This is a genomic window from Bradyrhizobium sp. Kon56 (genome assembly GCF_055807635.1).
On the sequence record NZ_JBVVOU010000028.1, the window covers coordinates 1 to 20,303 of the forward strand.

At 64.1% G+C, this 20,303-nt stretch carries 16 protein-coding genes; 6 read left to right on the top strand and 10 right to left on the bottom strand.

The features are described from left to right. Positions 1 to 357: 357 nt before the first annotated feature. Entirely contained in the window at positions 358 to 1,497 is a 1,140-nt protein-coding gene (locus AC0L3B_RS31035; RefSeq protein WP_473381605.1) for an MFS transporter, read from the top strand. A gap of 6 nt (positions 1,498 to 1,503) precedes the next feature. Here AC0L3B_RS31035 and AC0L3B_RS31040 read toward each other — a convergent pair whose 3' ends face one another. Continuing rightward, a complete protein-coding gene (locus AC0L3B_RS31040) occupies positions 1,504 to 2,493 on the bottom strand; it encodes a Bug family tripartite tricarboxylate transporter substrate binding protein (RefSeq protein WP_473381606.1) in 990 nt (329 codons plus the stop codon). Between the two features lie 287 nt (positions 2,494 to 2,780). Between AC0L3B_RS31040 and AC0L3B_RS31045 the strand changes: the two genes are divergently transcribed. Further along, complete coding sequence (locus AC0L3B_RS31045; protein WP_247473845.1) at positions 2,781 to 5,621, top strand: ATP-binding protein; 2,841 nt, start codon at positions 2,781 to 2,783, stop codon at positions 5,619 to 5,621. A 23-nt stretch (positions 5,622 to 5,644) separates the two neighbouring features. On the opposite strand, the gene AC0L3B_RS31050 is transcribed toward AC0L3B_RS31045, so the two are convergent. From AC0L3B_RS31050 to AC0L3B_RS31060, 3 genes are all read right to left on the bottom strand, one after another. Further along, positions 5,645 to 6,583, bottom strand: a complete 939-nt coding sequence (locus AC0L3B_RS31050; protein ID WP_473381607.1) for an aldo/keto reductase — start codon at positions 6,581 to 6,583, stop codon at positions 5,645 to 5,647. Between the two features lie 93 nt (positions 6,584 to 6,676). Further along, positions 6,677 to 8,173, bottom strand: a complete 1,497-nt coding sequence (locus AC0L3B_RS31055) for an MDR family MFS transporter (RefSeq protein WP_473381608.1) — start codon at positions 8,171 to 8,173, stop codon at positions 6,677 to 6,679. Beyond that, positions 8,170 to 9,315, bottom strand: a complete 1,146-nt coding sequence (locus AC0L3B_RS31060) for an HlyD family secretion protein (protein WP_018460337.1) — start codon at positions 9,313 to 9,315, stop codon at positions 8,170 to 8,172. Before AC0L3B_RS31060 ends, AC0L3B_RS31055 begins: the two co-directional genes overlap by 4 nt. 47 nt (positions 9,316 to 9,362) lie before the next feature. Here AC0L3B_RS31060 and AC0L3B_RS31065 point away from each other — a divergent pair, with 47 nt between their 5' ends. After that, positions 9,363 to 10,091, top strand: coding sequence for a TetR/AcrR family transcriptional regulator (locus AC0L3B_RS31065; RefSeq protein ID WP_247393606.1), 729 nt, complete (start codon positions 9,363 to 9,365; stop codon positions 10,089 to 10,091). Between the two features lie 49 nt (positions 10,092 to 10,140). Here AC0L3B_RS31065 and msrA read toward each other — a convergent pair whose 3' ends face one another. From msrA to AC0L3B_RS31095, 6 genes are all read right to left on the bottom strand, one after another. Beyond that, positions 10,141 to 10,656 (bottom strand): peptide-methionine (S)-S-oxide reductase MsrA, encoded by a 516-nt coding sequence (msrA, locus tag AC0L3B_RS31070; RefSeq protein WP_026234007.1) that lies wholly within the window; start codon positions 10,654 to 10,656, stop codon positions 10,141 to 10,143. 172 nt (positions 10,657 to 10,828) lie between these two features. After that, positions 10,829 to 11,251 (bottom strand): OsmC family protein, encoded by a 423-nt coding sequence (locus tag AC0L3B_RS31075; protein WP_018460340.1) that lies wholly within the window; start codon positions 11,249 to 11,251, stop codon positions 10,829 to 10,831. Between the two features lie 206 nt (positions 11,252 to 11,457). Further along, positions 11,458 to 12,306 (bottom strand): enoyl-CoA hydratase/isomerase family protein, encoded by an 849-nt coding sequence (locus tag AC0L3B_RS31080; RefSeq protein ID WP_473381609.1) that lies wholly within the window; start codon positions 12,304 to 12,306, stop codon positions 11,458 to 11,460. Between the two features lie 62 nt (positions 12,307 to 12,368). Then, positions 12,369 to 13,682 carry an epoxide hydrolase family protein gene (locus AC0L3B_RS31085; protein ID WP_473381610.1) on the bottom strand — a complete coding sequence of 438 codons (1,314 nt, stop codon included), beginning with the start codon at positions 13,680 to 13,682 and terminating at the stop codon, positions 12,369 to 12,371. 264 nt (positions 13,683 to 13,946) lie between these two features. After that, positions 13,947 to 14,684, bottom strand: a complete 738-nt coding sequence (locus tag AC0L3B_RS31090) for a VOC family protein (protein WP_473381611.1) — start codon at positions 14,682 to 14,684, stop codon at positions 13,947 to 13,949. 33 nt (positions 14,685 to 14,717) lie between these two features. Beyond that, a complete protein-coding gene (locus AC0L3B_RS31095) occupies positions 14,718 to 15,389 on the bottom strand; it encodes a sensor histidine kinase (RefSeq protein ID WP_085384008.1) in 672 nt (223 codons plus the stop codon). A 332-nt stretch (positions 15,390 to 15,721) separates the two neighbouring features. Between AC0L3B_RS31095 and AC0L3B_RS31100 the strand changes: the two genes are divergently transcribed. From AC0L3B_RS31100 to AC0L3B_RS31110, 3 genes are all read left to right on the top strand, one after another. Next, positions 15,722 to 18,565 (top strand): ATP-binding protein, encoded by a 2,844-nt coding sequence (locus AC0L3B_RS31100; RefSeq protein ID WP_473381612.1) that lies wholly within the window; start codon positions 15,722 to 15,724, stop codon positions 18,563 to 18,565. Positions 18,566 to 18,683: 118 nt separating this feature from the next. Continuing rightward, positions 18,684 to 19,391, top strand: coding sequence for a hypothetical protein (locus AC0L3B_RS31105; protein ID WP_085348991.1), 708 nt, complete (start codon positions 18,684 to 18,686; stop codon positions 19,389 to 19,391). A 184-nt stretch (positions 19,392 to 19,575) separates the two neighbouring features. Then, entirely contained in the window at positions 19,576 to 20,277 is a 702-nt protein-coding gene (locus tag AC0L3B_RS31110) for a type 1 glutamine amidotransferase domain-containing protein (RefSeq protein ID WP_085384006.1), read from the top strand. The last annotated feature ends 26 nt before the right edge of the window (positions 20,278 to 20,303 follow it).

Sequence of the window (20,303 nt, forward strand, 5' to 3'; positions counted from 1 at the left end):
ACCCGAACGCTGCCGCGTCCACCGCAAGCCCGGCTCGCGAACATGACGACCACAAGATCGCCCCTCAAGGATGAGCCAGGATGGGCGACACATACGCCGTTTCCGAATTTCGGTAAAGCGGAATATTTTCATCAGTGCGGCTTGACACCGGTGCGGGTCGGGCTGTCAAGGTGTTTCGCCCGACGGCGCAGCCCACCGGCGCGCCGAGATGCCGGTGACGAGCCAAAAGGCCTGGTGTCCGCTTGCGGCCGCCCGGGGGCCGCCTGCGACAATCCGAGTCCGCCGCGGACATAAAGACGCGACAATTGCGGGGCTTGTCGACTGCCCCTGCCCTGATTCCCCCTTCCCGGAGTTCCCATGTCTTCTGCCGACAGGCCAGCGACACGCCTTGCGACCAGACTTGCCTTCCTCGTCGCGGGTTTCGGCATGGCGTGTTGGGCACCACTGGTGCCGTTCGCGAAGGCGCGGCTCGCCGTCGACGACGGCATCCTCGGACTGCTCCTGCTCAGCCTCGGCATCGGCTCGGTCGTCGCGATGCTTCTGACCGGCGTGCTGAGTGCGCGCTATGGCAGCAAGCCGATCATCATGGCGGGCGGGATCGGTCTTGCCCTGGTCCTGCCTCTGCTGACAATCGCGAACTCGCCCGCGATGCTGGCGCTGGCACTCCTCGCATTCGGCGCCGCGCTCGGCTCCATCGATGTCGCCATGAACATCCACGCGGTTGAGGTGGAGCGCGCCGCGGGACGTCCGCTGATGTCCGGCTTCCACGCGCTGTTCAGTATCGGCGGCTTCGCCGGGGCCGCGCTCATGACCGCACTGCTCTCGCTGCAACTCGGCGCGCTCGCTTGCACGCTGATCTGCTCCGTCCTGATGCTGATCGCGATGCTTGGGGCCTGGCCGCGGCTGCTTCGCTCCGTGCAGGTGCAGGAAGGACCGCTGTTCGTGCTGCCGCATGGCGCCGTGCTCCTGCTCGCGCTGCTTTGCGCCATCACCTTCCTCGTCGAAGGCGCGATGCTCGATTGGGGCGCGTTGCTCGTCATCGGCGCGGGTCTCGTTTCCGAAGCGCAAGGCGGGATCGGCTACATCGTGTTCTCGGTCGCGATGACGATTGGGCGGCTCGCCGGCGACGCCGTCGTCGCGCGCATCGGAGACCGCACGACATTGTTCTGGGGCAGCCTGATTGCGATCGCGGGTTTCGTGGTCCTGCTCACCGCTCCCGTCGTGGCGGTCGCCATAGGCGGCTTCCTACTCATCGGCCTCGGCGCATCCAACCTCGTGCCGGTGCTGTTCCGCCGAGCGGCGAGGCAGAAGGTGATGCCAACGGGCCTCGCCGTCGCGGCGATCACGACCGCCGGCTACGCCGGCGTTCTCGTGGGTCCCGCCGGTGTCGGCTTCGTCGCACGTCTTGGCGGATTGCCGGTGGCGTTCTGGCTCCTGACCGCGCTGATGGGCCTCGTCACGCTGACGGCGCGCATTGTCACGCGCGCCGATGCCTGAGCGGCTTCACAAATTGCTCAGCCCGATCGATTTGATCAGGGGCGCGAGGCTTGCGGATGTGGCCTCGACGATGCGCTGGAATTTGTCCGGGCTTGAATCGTTGTCCGGCTCCATGCCCTGGGCGCGATAGCTCGCCAGAAGCGCCCTATCGGCCATGGCGAGCCGCGTCGCCTGCGCGATCCGGTCGATGATCGCATCGTCGGTGTCCTTGGGTGCGAACAGACCGAACCATCCCTCATACCGGATGCCGGGCATGCCGGATTCGACGGCGGTCGGGATCTCCGGCGCGCCGCTCAGCCGCGTTTCGGTGGTGACCGCAAGCAGCCTGACTCTTCCCGCTTGGGCCAGCTGCTGCAATTGAACGGACATGACGGCAATGACGAGCGATATCTGGCCGCTGACGAGGTCGTTGGTCGCCTGCGCGATGCCGCGATAGGGCACGTGGACGATGTCCAGCGCGCCGGCCTGCTGCTTGAAGGATTCGCCGACCAGATGGTTTCCGGTGGCGATCCCCGGCGTGCCATAGGACAGCTTTCCTGGATTGGCTTTCGCATAGGTGATCAACTCGCGCAGGTTTGCGGCAGGCACCGAAGGATTGACGGCGAAAACCAGCGCGCTGTTGATCAGCCGGTAGATGGCGCGGAAATCGCCAACGGAATATCCGGGATTTGCCGCCGTCATGGGAATGATGACCTGCGTGCTGCCGTTGCCGAGCAGCAGCGAATAGCCGTCGGGCTCCTCGCGCGCGACCGCCGCGGTCCCGATGGCGCCGCCCGCGCCGCCGATATATTCGACGAAGGTCGGCCCGAGCAGCGACGGCATCCTGTCCACCCAGGGGCGCGCGATCTGGTCACCCGATCCGCCGGCTCCGTAGGGAATCACCAGGCGAATGGGACGAGACGGATAGTCGGCGGCTTGTCCGCTGCGGGGAAGCGCGGCGAGCGCCGCTGCGCCCGACAACGCGTGCACCAATTGTCGCCGCGTGAAAGAGGCCATGCTGGAAATTCCGGAAGTCGGCAGTCAATGTGGTGGCGGGACCGGCTCCCGGACCATGCCATCGCAGCAATCCGGCATCACAGTCAATGCTCCATCCGGCCGTGCCCCGGCGTCATCGCATTGTCATGTCGGCCTAACTCTTTATTTCACAAGCATTATTTCGGCGAGCCATCCGTCCGCGCAGGGCTGTCAGCCCTGCCCACTGCTTTCGACCGGTTTACTGTACGCCTCGTTCTGTTAGATCAGAAAGTAATACCTTTTGACTCCCTTCGAGGGGGCGATGGCGCGTGCCAGATCGTAGCGAAGATTCGGCCATTTCCTTTGGGCCATTTCGACTGTTTCCGAAGTCCCGGCTCCTGGAGAAGGAGGGCTCGCCGCTTCATGTCGGCGGCCGCGCGCTCGACATTCTCATCTTCCTTGCCGGACGCCCCGGAGAAGTGGTCGACAAGAGAGAGCTGGTCAAGCGCATCTGGGCCGGCGTCAATGTCGACGAGGGTAGCCTGCGCTTCCATGTCGCAGCGCTACGCAAGGCGCTCGGCGACACCGGCAAGTCGGCGCGTTACGTCGTCAACGTGCCCGGCCGCGGCTATTGCTTTGTCGCCTCGTTCGCTCAAGCAGCTCCTCCGGCCGCCCCGCTCCCGGCCGAAAGCGCCCCTCCCCGCTCCTTGCCCGCTCAGCTCACCAGGATGGTCGGCCGGGAAGGTGTCATCGAGAAGATCTCGAACGGACTTTCGCTCTATCGCTTCATGACCGTCGTCGGCCCGGGCGGCATCGGCAAGACCTCGGTCGCCGTCACCGTCGGGCATCGCCGCTCCCAGGATTTCGGCGGGCGAGTCTTCTTTGTCGATTTCGGTCCGCTGAGGGATGCCAGTCACATCGCGACCACCATTGCTTCGGCGCTCGGACTGACCATCAGCGCGGAGGATCCGACGCCGGCCCTGCTGACGTTTCTGAAGACCGACCCGGCCCTGCTGATCTTCGACGGTTGCGAACATGTGCTGGATCATTTGGCGCCGCTGGTCGAGCGCATCGTTCGCGAAGCACCGCAGCTTCGTGTTCTCGCAACCAGCCGCGAGTCGTTCCGGAGCGAAGGCGAGCGAATTTTCCGGCTGTTCCCGCTGGACTGTCCGCCCGAGCGCGAAGGGCTTGCTGTCGACGAGGTCCTTGCCTACCCTGCGGCTCAGCTCTTTGTGGAGCGCATTGCGCAGAGCTCGGGCCCGTTCCAGCTCAGCGCGGAAGAGGCCCCCCTCGTCGCGAGCATCTGCCGGCGCCTCGACGGCATCGCGCTGGCAATCGAGCTCGCGGCGGGCCGCGTCAATGCTTACGGCATCGCCGGCACGGCATCCCTGCTCGACAGCCGCTTTTCGCTGCAATGGCGCGGCCGACGCACCGCCGTGCCGCGGCACCAGACACTCGCTGCGGCGCTCGACTGGAGCTACGACCTTCTGCCTGCCGCGGAGAGCGCAACGCTGCGACGCCTGTCGGTCTTCGCCGGGCCTTTCGCGCCGGAGGCGGCTGCGGCGGTCGCGTCGGGTGACGGCCTCAACGCCTCCGAGACCCTCGAAGCAATCGACAGCCTGGTGACCAAGTCTCTGATTTCGCCGTCCGGCTCGCGGACGCTGCGCTATCGGCTGCTCGACACCACGCGCACCTATGCATACGGAAAACTCAACGAGCTCGGCGAAGCCGGGCAGTTCGCGCGGCGTCATGCCGAGCATTTTCGCGATTTATTCCAGCGCGCGGAGGCCGATATTTCGACGCCGCTGCCCGAATGGCTGAGCATGTATGGCGCGGAGCTGGACAATGTGCGCGCGGCGTTGGACTGGGCCTTCGGGCCCGACGGCGAGCCGAAACTCGGGATCGCGCTGACGTCGGCCGCAGTCACGCTGTGGGTGCGTCTTTCGCTGTTCGCGGAATGCCGTGAGCGCAGCAGAACGGCGCTCGCGGCGCTCGGAGACACCGCCGACGACGACCGCATCCGCATGCAGCTGCTGTCGGCGCTCGGATGGTCGCTGATGTATGGCGAGGGCCGCGCGCGCGAGGCGCGGCCGATCCTCGAGACGACCCTCGAGCTGGCTGACAGGCTCGACGACAAGGATTTCCGGCTGCGCGCGCTCTGGGGCTTGTGCATCGACCAGTTCAATAACGGACAGTTCGGCAAGGCCCGTGCGCTCGCCGATCGCTTTGCGAACGCAGCCGCGAACTCGCCCGACAGGACCGATGTCATGCTGGGCGACCGGCTGATGGCCGTCGCGCTGCATTATCTCGGGGATCAGAACGAGGCTCGGCTGCGCATCGACCGGGTCAATGCATCGTTGCATGTGTTGGCGGAGAAGCCGAAAATCTTCCCGCTCGATCTGAGAATATCGACGCAATATTTTCGAGCTCGCATCCTGTGGCTTCAGGGTCTGGCCGATCAGGCTCAGGCCCTCACCGCCAGAAACATCGAGGAAGGCCGCGCCAACGGCCACGCGCTGACATTCTGCAGCGTGCTCGGACAAGCCGCCTGCCCGATCGCCTTCTGGTCCGGCGATTTCGACGCCGCCGAGCGTCACGGCATCGAGCTGCTCGAACACACCGAGCGCCACGCCATCCGGCTGTGGGGCCTGTGGGCACGGGCCTTCAACGCCGCAGTCATGGTCAGGCGCGGCGACGTCACGACTGGCCTGCCGCTGCTGCGCGAGGAGCTCAATCGCGCCGGCGATGCGCGCTTCCTGCCGCGCTTTCTGCCCTTGCTCGGCGAGCTCGCCGCGTGTTCCGGAGAGGCCGACCAGGTCGATCGCGGGCTCGACGTGATCGAGGATGTCCTGACCCGCTGCAACGACCGGCAGGAGCTCTGGTATCTGCCGGAGCTGATCCGCATCAAGGGAGAGTTGATGCTCAGGAACGCCCGGCATTCAGAGGATGCCGAGGCGCGCTTTCGCGAGGCCATGGACATTGCCGTCCAGCAAGGCGCGCGTTTCTGGGAGCTGCGAAGCGCGGTCAGCCTGGCGCGGTACATGATCGGGGCCGGCCAGAGCGCGGAGGCCTTGGCAATTCTGCAACGCGCATGCGGGCCGTTCACCGAGGGCGCCGGCATTGCCGAGATCCGCAGCGCCCACGATCTGATCGAGCAGCTCCGGGCTTGACGAGTCGGCTGACCGGCGCCGATTCATCCGGCCCGCGGAATGAATCCGGGCACGCCGGTCTCGACGACCGTGTTGAACCTGATGTTTGTCGTAATCTGGTCCCTCATCTCTCGCATGGCGTCTTCGGGCAAGGCCGAAATATCGAAGTTTTCCTGGATGCGCCGGGAATTGGTCGAAGTCGTCAGGAAAGCGGTGCCGCGCTGGAGGGCCCACGCCAGCGCAATTTGAGCCGGCGTCCTGTGCAAGCGCTCCGCGATGGCAGTGATCACCGGATCGGCTAGCACGTTCGGCTTCATGGCGTGTCCCAGCGCTGCAAACGCCTGCAAGACAATCCCGTGCTCTCGACAGAAGTCGAGCAGGTCCCATTCGGGAAGATACGGATGCGATTCGACTTGCACCATGGCGGGCCTGATCCGCGCGATCGAAACGATCTCGCGCAGCTTGTCCAGGGTGATGTCCGACAGACCGATCGACTTGCAGTGCCCCTCGTCGACGAGGCGCTCCAGCGCCCCCCATGTCTCCGCCAGCGTAACCCCTGAATCATAGATGACCCGACCGTGCTCATCCCTCGGGTCCTGCTCGTCGCCGGGTTGAAAGGCAAAGGGCGTATGGATGATGTAGCAATCGATCTCGTCGAGTTGCAGCCGCCGGCGACTGCCGTCGAAGGCAGGCCTGACCCGTTCCGGCCGATGATTGGTGTTCCATAGCTTCGTCGTAACGAACAGGTCCTTGCGCTGAAGCGTCCCCGCCTTGAATGCCTCCCGCAGCGCATCGCCGACCGCCTCTTCGTTGCGATAGCGCTCCGCGCAATCAAGATGTCGAAATCCGGCCTCCAATGCAGCCTTGGTGGCCCGCCTGGTCACGAGCGGATCCGGAATGAGCGTGCCAAATCCCACCGCGGGAATCGTCCCGGATTGATGAGTTAGAATTCTCGTATAACGAAGCGAATCCGACGTTGTCATGCTGATGCTCCTTTGTTTGCCCTCAGCTCCCTCAAAAGTAAGGGACGAGGTATTCGAAATTGACGATGCGATGTCATTCCACGACTCCAGGCGTTAACCGGTAGGCCGCGGCTTACGGAGAAAAAACACGAGCGGAATCATGACGAGCATGGCGAACATCAGGATCTCGAACTGGTCGATGACCGCGACGGTCGCCGCCTGACGCGTGACCATGCCGTTGAGGGCCGCAAGACCCGGCTTGCCGACCGAGCCCCCGACGTAAGCGGCGACACGATAGGGCGTGAGGTTCTTTGCGAGTGCGACATGCACAGCCTGCGTGTTGGCGTAGAAGAAGAGCTGGACGACCGCGATGCCAATGGTGCTGCCATAGAGGCGCGACAGGTTGATCAGCGCGCTGCCTTCCGGGCGGAGCTTCGGATCGAGCGTGCCGAACGCGGCCCTGGCGAGCGCGGGCAGCAACATGCCGACACCCGCTCCCTGGAGCAGGCCGGCCTCGACGACCGGCCGCCAATCCATCGCCGGTGAATAGCCAAGCATCAGCCAGTTGGCATAGACCACCAGCGTCATTCCACCCACGAGGAACGGCCGGTAGTCGATCTGCGCCGGGACCAGGCTCGTCAGCACCAGCGCCCCCACTAGCGCGACGCCGCGAGGAACGGTCATGTATCCGGTGGTGTCGACGGGGTAGTTGAGCAATTCCTCCAGCATCGGGGACGTCAAGGCCAGGGTCGGCAGCAGCACGAAGCCAAGCGCGAAGGAGATGACCGTCGAGAGCACGAGATTGCGGTCCCTGAACAGCGCCGTGCGGAGAAAGTGCTCCTTTGTCGTCATGACGTGCACGATGAAGAGATAGAAGCCGAGCACGGAGGCGCCCGCCTCGATCCAGATTTCCGTCGAGGCGAACCATTCGAGGCGCTCCCCGCGGTCGAGCAACATCTGCAACCCGATCATGCCGACGGAGAACGTCGTCAGACCGAAGAAGTCGAAGGACCGGCTCCGCTCCGCCCGCTTCTCGCGGAGCAGCTGAGCCATCGTCAGGAAAATGAAGCCCGTCATCGGCAGGCTGAAATAGAAGATCGAGGGCCAGCCGTAATATTCGCTGAGCCAGCCGCCAATGGCCGGGCCACTGCTGATGCCGAGTAGGGAGCAGACGGTCCACGCCAGGCTCATGCGCGCATGTCGCACCGGCGATGTCGCCTCGAGCAGGATCGCCAGCGAGAGCGGTGCCAGCGGTCCGCTCGCCGCGCCCTGGAGGATTCGCGCCAGCACGAACTGAATCGACGTCGTCGCCAGCGCGTCGAGCGCGAGACCCAACACGAAGATCGTGACGGCGGCCTGATAGACCACCTTCCGACCGTAGCGTCCCGCCAGCCATTGCGTGATCGACATGGTCACGGCGCTCGCCGCGATATACGAGGAAAACACCCAACCGACCTCGTCATTGGCCATCGAGAGCGTCGCCTGAATATGGGGTAGCGCCGCGTTCGGTATCGAGATGTTGACGGCCTGCATGTAGGTCGCCATGAGGGCGGCCGCGGCGATCGCGTGATGACCGCCGGGCGCCGTGGACGATGGGAGGGGCGTACTCATTTGCCCTCCATCGCAAGCGCCGGTTGGAGCAGATGCGCCCAGCTGCGGCGATGGCCTGTATCGACCCGCGCCGTCACGCTGATGCCTGAGAACAGCGGCCGGTTTGGATCGAGATCGTCGAGTTCCAAGCGCACCGGCAATCGCTGGACGACCTTGACCCAGTTTCCCGTCGCATTCTCGGGCGGCAGGAGCGAGAAGTCCGAGCCGGTCCCCGGACTCATGCTGACGATGTGTGCCTTGAACTTGCGATCGGGATAGGCATCGACGTCGATCGTCGCCTCCTGGCCAGGGCGCATATGAGTGAGACCGGTCTCGCGAAAATTCGCCTCGACCCAGACGTGCCGGCTCGACAGCAACGAGAACGTCGGTGCCCCGGCATTGACGAAGCCACCAATCTGGAGATCGTCGACCTTGGTCACGATGCCGTCGTCCGGCGCCGTCACGGTGGCGTAGGAGAGATCCAGCCGCGCACGGTCGAATTGTGCCTTGGCTGCGCGGACTGCCGGATGGCGATCGACATCACCCTCAAGCTCGCCGTTGAGTGCGACGATCGTGGTGGCGATCTGCTGCTCGACCGACGCCACGCGCTGGCGAGCGACCTTGAGATCCGTCTCGGCCCGTTCATAGACCGCGCGTGGCGTGAAGTCGGAGGCAACCAGCATCCTCTTGCGGTCGAATTCGTGCTCGTCGAACGTAGCCGTCTCTTTGGCCGACTGCAGCTCCGCCTGCTGCTGACGGTGGGTCGCCTTGAGGGATTCGATCTGGAGCCGCGCACTGCCGAGGCGCGCCTCGGCCTGGTCGACGGCAATTTGATAAGGCTCCGGGTCGATGCGAAACAGCACCTGCCCCCGCCGGACGCGCTCGTTGTCACGCACGGCTATCTCGACCGCCTGGCCGGAAACGCGCGCGTTGATGGTCACCTTGGCGGCACGCACAAAGGCGTCGTCGGTCGAGACATATTGCTCCTGCGCCAGATAGATGAATGCGCCGACCACGGCCGCCGCCATCGGCAGCGCAAGCATCAGCGGCCGTCGCAGCGGCTTGCCGAGCCCTGCCCCAAACCATTGGGCGGCTGCGTCGCTCGGGCGGAAGCTGTTGCGAACGCCGAGCCCGCCGGCGATTGGCGCGAAATCGAAACGCATCGGAAGATCCTCGGGTTCAATCTATTTAATAACGTTCGTTACAAATATTGTACCCCGACGCGGCGATCAAGTCCGCGACCTTGATTTTTATAACGATCCATACAAATATGCGTGTGGAACATGCCAACCGGGGTTCTGACGATATGGCACGGAAAAAGAGCGAAACGAGCCCGGCGCGCCGGGGACGCCCACCGGCCTACGACGCAGAGACGGCCTTGAAGCGGGCAACGGAAACGTTCTGGAGGACCGGTTATTCCGGTACCTCCCTGGACAAGGTCGCTGCCGCGACCGGGATGAGTCCGCCGAGCCTCTACGCGGTGTTCGGCAACAAGCATGCGCTCTATCTCGAGGCCCTCGCGCGGTATTGGGAGATCAGCCTTGCCGCGACGCGTGAGGCTCTCGCCGGGGACCATCCCTTGGACGAAGCGCTGATCCTGGCCTATGACGCGGCGCTGTCGATCTACTTTTCCGGCAAGGGAGCCGCACGCGGCTGCTTCGTGGTGGGGACGGCGGTGACCGAAGTCGCAGAAGATGCCGCGATCCGGAGCAGCGTTGCGGCGGGACTGCGCATGATAGATGCCGATTTCGAAGCCCGCTTCCGGCTCGCGCAGGACAAGGGCGAACTGAAGCGCGACGCCGATCCGGCGGCGCTTGCCATTTTCGCTTCAGCCACGATGCACACCATCGCCATTCGCGCCCGTGCCGGCGCCCGCCGCTCCGAGCTGAGGGAGATGGCCCGAAAAGCGGTCGATGTGATCTGCGGATGCCGGCGATGATCTCGCGGATTTCAGCCATGGCTCTCCCCGGCAATAGCGACGACCAGCTTTAGCCTGCCGCGGCAGCCCCGCGCCGCGGCAACTTCCAGTCGGGGCGGATGAAGTGGCAGGTGTACCCGTCCGGATAGCGTTCGAGATAATCCTGATGCTCCGGCTCGGCTTCCCAGAACTCGCCCGCGGGCGCGACCTCGGTCACGACCTTGCCAGGCCAGAGACCGGACGCCTCAACGTCTGCAATCGTGTCCTTGGCGATCCGCTTCTGCTCGTCGCTGGTATAGAAGATTGCCGAGCGATAGCTCGTGCCCAAATCATTGCCCTGGCGGTTGAGCGTGGTCGGATCGTGGATCTGGAAGAAGAACTCCAGCATGGTCCGAAAGCTGGTCTTGGCGGGATCGAAGGTGATCTCGATCGCTTCGGCATGACCTTCATGGTTGCGGTAGGTGGCATTCTTCACCGCGCCGCCGGTATAGCCGACGCGGGTGGAGACCACGCCCGGTTGCTTGCGGATCAGATCCTGCATGCCCCAGAAGCAGCCTCCGGCCAAAATTGCGCGTTCCGTTGTCATATCTCCACTCCCAATTGATCGGTCTGTCCGTTCTGAACCCGTCGCATCCTATGCTTTCGGCGGCCCAGTCGAAAGCCGGGCATTTGCCCATCCGGTTCCTCTCGTGGAGGCCAAAGCTTCGACGACCTCAGCTTCCCCAAGCAGAACCAGATGGACATAAATTGAGCGCGCCTTACGTCAGCTTCGCGTCGAGCGTGATTGCGGCGTTGAGCACCTTCGACACCGGACAGTTCTTCTCGGCCTCGCCCGCGATCTTGGCGAAACCAGCGTCGTCGAGGTTCGGCACCTTGGCACGTAGCGTCAGCGCCGATTTGCTGATCTTGAAGCCTTTGCCTTCCGGCTCGAGGCTGACCGCAGCTTCAGTCGTGAGCTCGTCCGGCGTGAAGCCGGCGAGTTGCAGGCCGAAGGCCAGCGCCATAGTGAAGCAGCCGGCATGGGCCGCAGCGATCAATTCCTCGGGATTGGTGCCCTTCTCGTTCTCAAAGCGGGTCTTGAACGAATAAGGCGTCGCGGCGAGCACGCCGGATTCGCTCGATAACTGACCAGTGCCATCGCGACCGGTGCCTTTCCAGACTGCTGTTGCCTTGCGGATCATCTCAATTCTCCTGGTTGATTTTTTTAGCACCGGCACTCGGTACGGTACGAAAGCGACATTGGCACGACCGCCTGTCGCCGTTCCAACCGGCCGAGCGCCGCAGCAGTTCCGTCAAATCCCGTTCCGATAAAATCGGAACGGGACTTGATTCTTGCTTTGACGCGTTTTCTTCACGCGAACCGGTATCCACTTCGCTTGAAAACGCTTTAGCTACCGATCTGTCCGACATGGAAGCCGAGCCGGTTCTCGACATCACCGGCGCGGTGGAAGCCGCGCGACATCAGCGCCTTGATGCGGCTCTGGCTTGCCGGGCGGCTGAGCGAGGCCAGGAACGCGTCCCATTCCGGCTTGATCTCGATATCCGGTGGCAGGCTCGCAACGTCGACGAGGCGCTTGGTCTCGGCAATCGCCTCCTTGTCGAAGGGCGCGATGCGCATGGCCAGCGCCTCGACGAAGCCATCGAGCTCGGCATCCGGCAACGAGCGGTTCACATAGCCGTAACGTTCGGCGAGATCGCCGTGGATATCGTCGGCGCCAAGCAGAACCTCGAGCGCGCGGCCGCGGCCCATCAGGCGCGGCAACCGCGCCATCGGGCCGCCGCCGGGCACCAGGCCCGCACCAACCTCCCATTGCGACAGGACCGCCTTTTCGCGGCTGGCAAAGCGCATATCACTTGCCAGCGCCAGTTCGCTGCCGACGCCGGTCGCACGGCCCCTAATCGAGGCAATCGAAACCACCGGCGCGCGGCTGAGACGCACCAGCATGTCGGGCAGTGCCTGCAGGCCCGTCGGCCCCGGCGGGATACGAAGCGAATCCTCCAGCGGCGCGAGGAAGTCGTAATGCGTGATGAAGAAGCCTTCGACGGCGCTGTCGAACACCACGACCTTCACCTCAGGATCGGTCTCGATCGCCTTGACGACGTCATCAAGAAGCGGAAGCTGCTTGGGGCCGAAGATATTGACTGGGGGCATGTCGAAGGTGACACGCCAATACGACGGCAGCCGACGTTCCAGGCGGATTTGGTCGGTCGTGAAGGTGCGTTCGGGGCGGTTCATGATTGGATTCCTGGTCTGTGGGGAAAGAAGGGAACGCGCGGAAGTGCGCGTCCCCGCAGGTCTCAGATCGACTGACGCAGCGGTCGGAAGGCGGTGCGCATTTCCGCGCAGAACAACGCGGGCTGCTCCCAGGCGGCGAAATGGCCGCCCTTGTCGAGACGGTTGTAGTGCATCAGCCTCGGATAGGCCTTCTCGGTCCAGCTGCGCGGCGCAGCGTAGATCTCGTCCGGGAAGACGCTGACGGCGACCGGGATCTTGATGTGCTTGGGCTCGAAGAACACCAGCTTGTTCTCCCAGTACAGCCGCGCCGACGACACCGCGGTGTTGGTGAGCCAGTAGAGCGCGATGTTGTCGACCACGTCGTCGCGCGACAGCCCTTCCGTCTTGCCGTCGAACACCCGGGCGATCAATGCGGCGCTGCGCGCATCATGGTCGAGCATCCAGGACGCGAGGCCCGCCGGCGAATCCACCAGGCCATAGAGTGTCTGCGGCCGGTTGGACATCTCGATCGCGTAGCCGAGACCGTGCTTGTAGAAGTCCTCGAGCTGATCGTAAGCGTAGCGCTCGTCGGCCGAGAGGTTCGACGGCCGCGATCCGCCGGGCTGAAGCGCCTTGGCGATGTCGTCAGGAACGGTCGCGGGCATGTTGGTGTGGATGCCGAGCAGTTCCGGCGGCGCGATCACTGCCATCTGCTCCGTCACGGCATTGCCCCAATCGCCGCCTTGCGCGACATAGCGGTTGTAGCCGAGCCGCTTCATCAGCACGATCCAGGCACGCGCGACGCGCTGGGGATCCCAGCCCAGCTCCGCCGGCTTGCCGGAGAAACCGTGGCCTGGGAGCGAAGGGATCACGAGATCAAAAGCGTCCGCCGCCGTCGCGCCGTGTGCGGCGGGATCGGTGAGCGGGCCGACGATCTTCATCTGCTCGATGATCGAACCGGGCCAGCCATGCGTGACGATCATCGGCAAGGCATTCCCGTGCCTGGAGCGGACGTGAATGAAATGGATGTCGACGCCGTCGATCTCGGTGACGAATTGCGGCAAGGCATTCAGCCGCGCCTCCATCTTGCGCCAGTCGTAGTCGTTCTGCCAGTAGCTCACGAGCTGCTGCACCGTCGTCAGTTGCACGCCCTGCGATTGATCGGCAACGATCTCACGATCAGGCCAGCGCGTCGCGGCGAGACGGCGACGGAGATCGAGCAGATCCTGCTCGGGCACGCTGACGTGGAACGGGCGAACCGCCCCACTCACGCCGGCCTTCGCGGAGTGCAGCGGCAGCAGGCTCGATACGCTTGCGGCAACCGCGGCCATCGCGGCCTGGCTCAACAGTTGACGGCGGTCTGGATTGAGAATGTCGGTACGTGCTTGCGTGGTCATGTTCGATCTCCCTGGCTTTGGTCGGTGACGCTGACCGAATTTGACATAAACGCCTCGGTTCGCCATGCCGAGAGATTGGCGCAGGCCCTGGCAATTTGCTCGTTATGGGTTGTTAGAGCGCGTTAGCCGTTGCGAGCCGCGCGACACCGAGGAGAGCGATCGTCGACGCGCGACGCGCGCCGCCAAAACAACACGGCGCGCGATGAGCTCAGTCATCGCGCGCCGTGTCGGCTTGCATCAGTCGAAGAATCCGTGCTGCCCAGCTCAGGATGGCAGCGGCTGGCCCGCCTGTTCGCGGACGATGTAATCGGCGTACCAATCGGCCCAGTTCTCGTCGTGCCCGCCGGTCCGCTTTTCGTGCTCGCCATGGGCCGCCGCCGCGCGGCGCAGTGCTGCGGCCAGCGCAGCCTGCGAAGCGAATGTCGTGCCGTCGCCCGCGATCCGTCCCGGCAATCGCGTCGTGACCTCCTGGAACAACCAGCCATTGCCGTCGGGATCGCTGAACGACGCATATGAGCCGTAGCTGCCGCCCTTCGGGTCAGCACCGCTCACCCGAACGCTGCCGGAGAGATAAGGCTCGTCGGTCCCCGCGTGAACATCGCCGGCACCGTGGAATGGAGCGCTGACCTCGACGCCGCGGTCGAGCAGATCCGTTCGCGCCGCCTCCAGATCGGAGACGATCAGGTACAAGCCTCGCGCCGAGCCCGGCGCTGCCGCCGTCACGTTCCTGCCGAAGATCACCGAGCAGGCCGAACCCGGCGGCGTGAACTGGATCACGCGCCAGTCATCGCCGGAGGCAAAATCGGCGTCCAGTCGCCAACCGAGACGCGCGTAAAAGGCCTTGGCGCGATCGACATCGGACACCGGGATCACGATCACCTCGAGCCGCTGATCGACGCTAGGCGATGTCGAAGGCGTCTTCGTAGACTTGTTGGAAGACTTGTTGGAAGGCTTATTGGAAAGCTTGGCCGCGGCGTCGCGGTCGATTTCGGTAGTGGCCATGTCGAACTCCCTGGGTTGGATCTAAGGCGAGCTTCAAGCAGCTGTGATCGGCATCACGATGGTTACGCGTGTGCCGTCCTCTCCCGCCTCGCCCTGCAGCCGGGCGTGAATGCTGCGTGCGAGTCCTTCGAGAATCCGGCTGCCGGTGCCCTGAAGCGGCCCGGTCGCGCCGATCCCGTTGTCTATTACCGTGCAGAACCAGGCGCCGTCGCGATTGGCCGTCTCGATGCGGATCAGTGCGTCATTCCTGTTCGGGAAGGCATGCTTGGCCGCATTCGTTACCAGCTCCGTCAGCATCAGCGCGAGCCGATGGCATTGCGACGCCGGCAGCGTGCCGCTTTCAATTGCAGCCTCGCAGCGGATGCCCGCCGGCTCCAGCACGGCCTCGGAAATCGCTCCGCACAGATTTTCGAAGAAGGCCGCCACCGGGATCGCCGTATGGTCGTCATTGTCGGACAAGAGTTGATAGAGCCTGCCGAAGGCGACAATGCGCCGCTCGAGCCGGTCCGCTGCAAGCGATACGTCCCTGGTACCCGTTCGGGTGAAATCGCGGCGGACTGACGCACCCAGTATCGTTAGCGTGTTCTTCATCCGATGGTGGGATTCCCGCAGCACGAGCTCCCAGTCACGCGACTGATCGTCTAAACTGGCCACAAATTGAGATCGAACGACGTCGTCATTCGGCCGAGCATTGATACCGGACATCGTAGCCTCCCCGTTGGAATTAGCGTCAAACTCGGAACGGATACTGGATGCAGTTCGCGCGCATTGCTCGTTAGACGTTGCAAGATTCTGTTATGATGGGGGTCCGACGACGGGCACTCCGAACGTGAGCTGGTCGGTCAAGCACACTGCCGGGTTGTCCCGATCGCTCCGAAAGAGGCTCGCGTTGAGTACAATTTGCGACGGATCGTCGCGCGCGACCGGCCAATTGCCGGCACCCTCCACGCGATTTCGCCACTTTCGACCAGTTTACTCAGGGTTCCCTTCTGCTAGATCAAAGTGCAGAGTTCAGCTCTCACTGGAATGATTGGCCCGTGCCGGACACTAACGACCAGGATTCGGCCATTGCTTTCGGGCCATTCCGGCTGTTCGCAAAGACGCGGCTGCTCGAGAAGGACGGCGCCCCGGTTCACCTCGGCGGCCGTGCGCTCGACATCCTCGTTTTTCTCGCCGAGCGCGCCGGCGAGGTCGTGGACAAGCGTGAGTTGATCCGGCGGGTCTGGGCCGACGTGAATGTGGACGAAGGCAGCCTGCGCTTTCACATCACGACGCTGCGCAAGGCCTTGGGCGATCCGGGCGAAGGGTCCCGCTACGTCGTCAACGTCCCCGGACGAGGTTATTGCTTCACGGCGGCGCTGCTCCGGGCTGCCCCTTCGGAGAACCGGACCAGCCTGCCCGTTGCTTCGCCGCGCTCGTTGCCCTCGCCGCTGGCAAAGATGATCGGGCGGGACGATGCGGTCCAGAGAATTTCCGCCGAGCTCGTTTTGCATCGCTTCGTCACGATCGTCGGTCCCGGCGGGATCGGCAAGACCTCGGTCGCACTGGCCGTGGCGCATGGCGAGCTCCCGGCCTTCGACGGCCAGGTGTGTTTTGTCGATTTTGGCGCGCTGAGGGAGACCCGGCTCGTTGCGGGAACGATCGCGGCCGCGCTGGGCCTGACAGTCAATTCCGACGATCCGGTGCCGGGGTTGCTGACGTTCCTGCGCAACCGGCGGATGCTGATGGTCTTCGACAGTTGCGAGCACATCCTCGACGATCTCGCCCCTCTGGCGGAGCGCATCGTCCGGGAAGCGGGTGAGCTGCATATTCTCGCCACCAGCCGCGAATCCTTCCGCGCCGAAGGTGAGCGTGTCCATCGGCTGTTTCCACTGGATTGCCCGCCACAGCGCGACGGACTCGGCATCGCCGACATCCTTGCCTATCCCGCAACTCAGCTTTTTGTGGAACGCATTGCAGAGAGCCTGAGCGAATTCGAGCTCAGCGAGGAGGATGCGCCGCTTGTGGCCGACATCTGCCGTCGATTGGACGGCATCGCGCTCGCGATCGAGCTCGCGGCCGGGCGTGTGAACGCCTATGGCATTGCCGGCACCGCCTCGCTGCTCGACAGCCGTTTCTCCCTGCTATGGCGCGGCCGGCGCACCGCTGTCCCGCGACACCACACCCTGAGTGCGGCGCTCGCCTGGAGCTATGATTTGCTGCCGGCAACCGAAAGCGCAACGCTGCGCGGATTGTCGGCCTTCGTCGGGCCGTTCACGCTGGAAGCCGCGCTTGCGGTCGCATCCTGTCAGGGCATCGGCGAGGCAGAAGCCGCCGAGGCGATCTCCAACCTGCTTTCCAAATCGCTGATCGCGACCTCGCCTGCGGAGCGGCGGCTGCGCTATCGCCTGCTGGATACGACGCGTGCCTTCGTCGCGGAGAAGCTCGTCGAGAACGGCGAAGCTGACCGCGTCGCACGTGCCCACGCCGAATATTTCCGCGATTTCCTGCGTGACATCGCCCTCAAATCCACGGGCATGCAGAGCGCCGGAGGCTTTCTTCCCTATGCCGACCACCTGCCCAATGTCCGGGCCGCGCTGACCTGGAGCTTTTCGGACGGCGGGGACCGAACGATCGGCGTGGATCTGGCGGCGTCGGCGGCGCAATTCTTTCTCGAGCTGACATTGCTGACCGAATGCTACCGCTGGACCCAGCAGGCGCTGGCGTCCCTCGACGCGAGCGCGGTGGATGGCCGCAATGAAATGATCTTGCAGGCCGCGCTCGGCGTATCCGCGATGTTCACGCAGGGCAATACCGAAGCGGTCCGCTCGGCATTCACGCGCAGTCTCCAACTTGCCCAGGAGCTCCAGGATTTGCACTGGCAGCTCTGGCTGCTCCGCGGATTGCACATCTATCTCACCAGGGTCGGAGATTTTCACGGAGCACTCGGAACCGGGGAACAGGGCGAGAGCGTCGCGCGGAAGCTGAACGATCCCGCCAGCACGCTGAACGTCGAATGGATGCTGGGCGTCGCCCATCATTTGATCGGCAACCAGGACAAGGCGGTGCAGCTCTGCGAGAGCGCGATGTTGCATAATCCCGGCTCGCAGCGGCTGAATATCGGCCATCTCGGCTATGACGACCGCATCGTCGCACTGGTGGCGCTGGCACGCGGGCTTTGGCTCACCGGCCGGCCCGATCGTGCGATCGAGGCGTCGAGATACACCGTTCGCGAAGCCGAGCTGCTCGAACAGCCGCTCACTCTCGGTATTTCCTTGATCTGGACCATCTACGTGTTCCTCTGGGTCGGCGACTTGGCCAATGCGGAAATCCTGATCGAGCGGCTGATCGATCATTCCGCGCGGCACTTCCTCGGGCCCTATCACGCGGTCGGCATCGGCCAGAAGGGTGAGCTGCTGCTTCGCCGCGGCGACGTCGCCGCCGGCATCGAGCACCTCCGCCGCAGCCAGGCCACGCTGTACGCGACGCGACACCGGATCATGACCACGGTGTTTGCGACCGCGCTCGCGGAGGGACTCGTGGCGCAGAACCAGGCCGACGAAGCCTTGCAGACCATCAACGATGCCATCGCAGAGATTCCCGATCATGGCGAATCCTTCGACATGCCGGAGATGCTCAGGGTCAAGGGCGACATCCTCGCCCGGTCGGGCAATGCCGCGGAGGCCGAAAGCTGCTTCCTGGACTCGCTCGATCTGTCACGCCGCCAAAGCGCGCTCGGCTGGGAGCTGCGGGGAGCAATTAGTCTCGGCCGGGTTTGGCGCGGGGCCGGAAAAGCCGCCGACGCACGCGCCCTGCTCGCCCCCCTCGTCGCGCGGTACCGGGAGGGCCTCCAGACCCGTGATCTCGTCGCCGCCAGGGAGCTCCTTGCGGCGCTGAATTGAGAGTATCTTCAATGAGATACCGCAAGGCTATCCGCTCGCAACTCCTAACAAATTCTAACACGCCAAGCCGCATCCGCCCCGCCATGGTGGTGGCACTTCATGGTGGATATGGCGGGACATGGCGCTTCTTGACGATGTAATTGATGCCAGCGGCGGAATGGCCCGCTGGAATAGCTTGAGCCGGTTCACGCTTCACCTCTCCGTCGCGGGAACGCTGTTCTCCAGCACCGGACATGCCAGCGAATTCAAGGACGTGACGGCGGAGGGCTCGACCCGCACGCAATCGGTCCGCTTCACCGGCATCACCGGAGGCGAACACTCCGGCTCGTTTCAGCCGGACGCGATCACGATCGAAAGCCTCGAAGGTGAGATTCTGCGGACCTGGCGCAATCCGAGTCTTGCGTTCACCGAGGCCGGTTCGCCCGCGCTCGCGGGCGAGCTGCATCTCGTCTTCTTCTGCGGCGTCGCGATCTGGAATTATCTGACCAATCCATTCCTGCTCGCCCATCCCGATGTCTTGGTGGAGGAGCTGCCGCCGTGGCAGGAGAATAACGAGTCATGGCGGCGGCTGCGGGCGCAATTCCCACCGAGCCTGATCACGCTCGCGCCCGAACAGATCTTCTATTTCGACGAGAACGCATTGCAACGGCGGACCGACCACGATCTGTTCGGAATGAAAGTCGCGCATTACTCCTGGGCCCATGACAGCTTCGGCGGCATCGTGGTGCCGACGCTCCGACGCGCGCAGACGCTGCGGCCCGACGGAACCGTGGTCGCCAAGCCCGTGCTGATGGATGTCGAGATCTTTGACGCCGTCTTCGAGTAGCGGCCCGCGCGATATCTCCAACTCTCAACGTCTAACAATACATAACGAGCCAACAGTCGGCCTTGAGCGCAGATTGGGGTCGCGAGCAACGAACGACGTGACGTGCTCGAACGAGACCCAGCTCCGCGCATCTCCACCGCAATGGAGCGCGTCATCGCAGCAAACGCACTCAAGGAGAACGGTCATGAAAATATTGATGGTCATCACCTCGCACGATCAGCTCGGCAACACCGGGCGCAAGACGGGCTTCTGGCTCGAGGAGCTCGCCGCCCCCTATTTCATCTTTAGGGATTCCGGGGCCGAGATCACCCTCGCCTCGCCGAAAGGCGGCCGTCCGCCGCTTGACCCCAAGAGCAACGAGCGCGAATTCCGCACCGACCTGACGCTACGCTTCGAGGCCGACGTCGCCGCCGAAGCCCAACTCGACAAGACGGTTCGCCTCGACAGCGTCAAGCAGGAAGATTTCGACACCGTCTTCTATCCCGGCGGTCACGGCCCGATGTGGGACCTCGCCGAGGACAAGGACTCGGTCAAGCTCATCGAATCCTTCCTTGCCGCCGGCAAGACAGTCGCCGTGGTCTGCCATTCGACTGGTGCGCTGCGCCACGTCAAGACGCCCGACGGCAAGCCCCTGGTTCAGGGCAAGGAGGTGACCGGTTTCACCAATGGTGAAGAGGAGGACGTCGGCCTCACCAAGGTGGTGCCTTTCCTGGTCGAAGACGAAATGCTGAAGCTTGGCGCCGTCTTCTCGAAGACGGCAAACTGGGGCGTTCACGTCGTCACCGACGGCCTCTTGATCACGGGCCAGAACCCGCACTCCTCGGGTCCGGCCGCGCAGGCCCTGCTCGCCGCCCTGAAGGGCGAGCCGCTGGCGCGCGCGTCGTAAAGCCCAGATGCGGCACATCGCGAGAG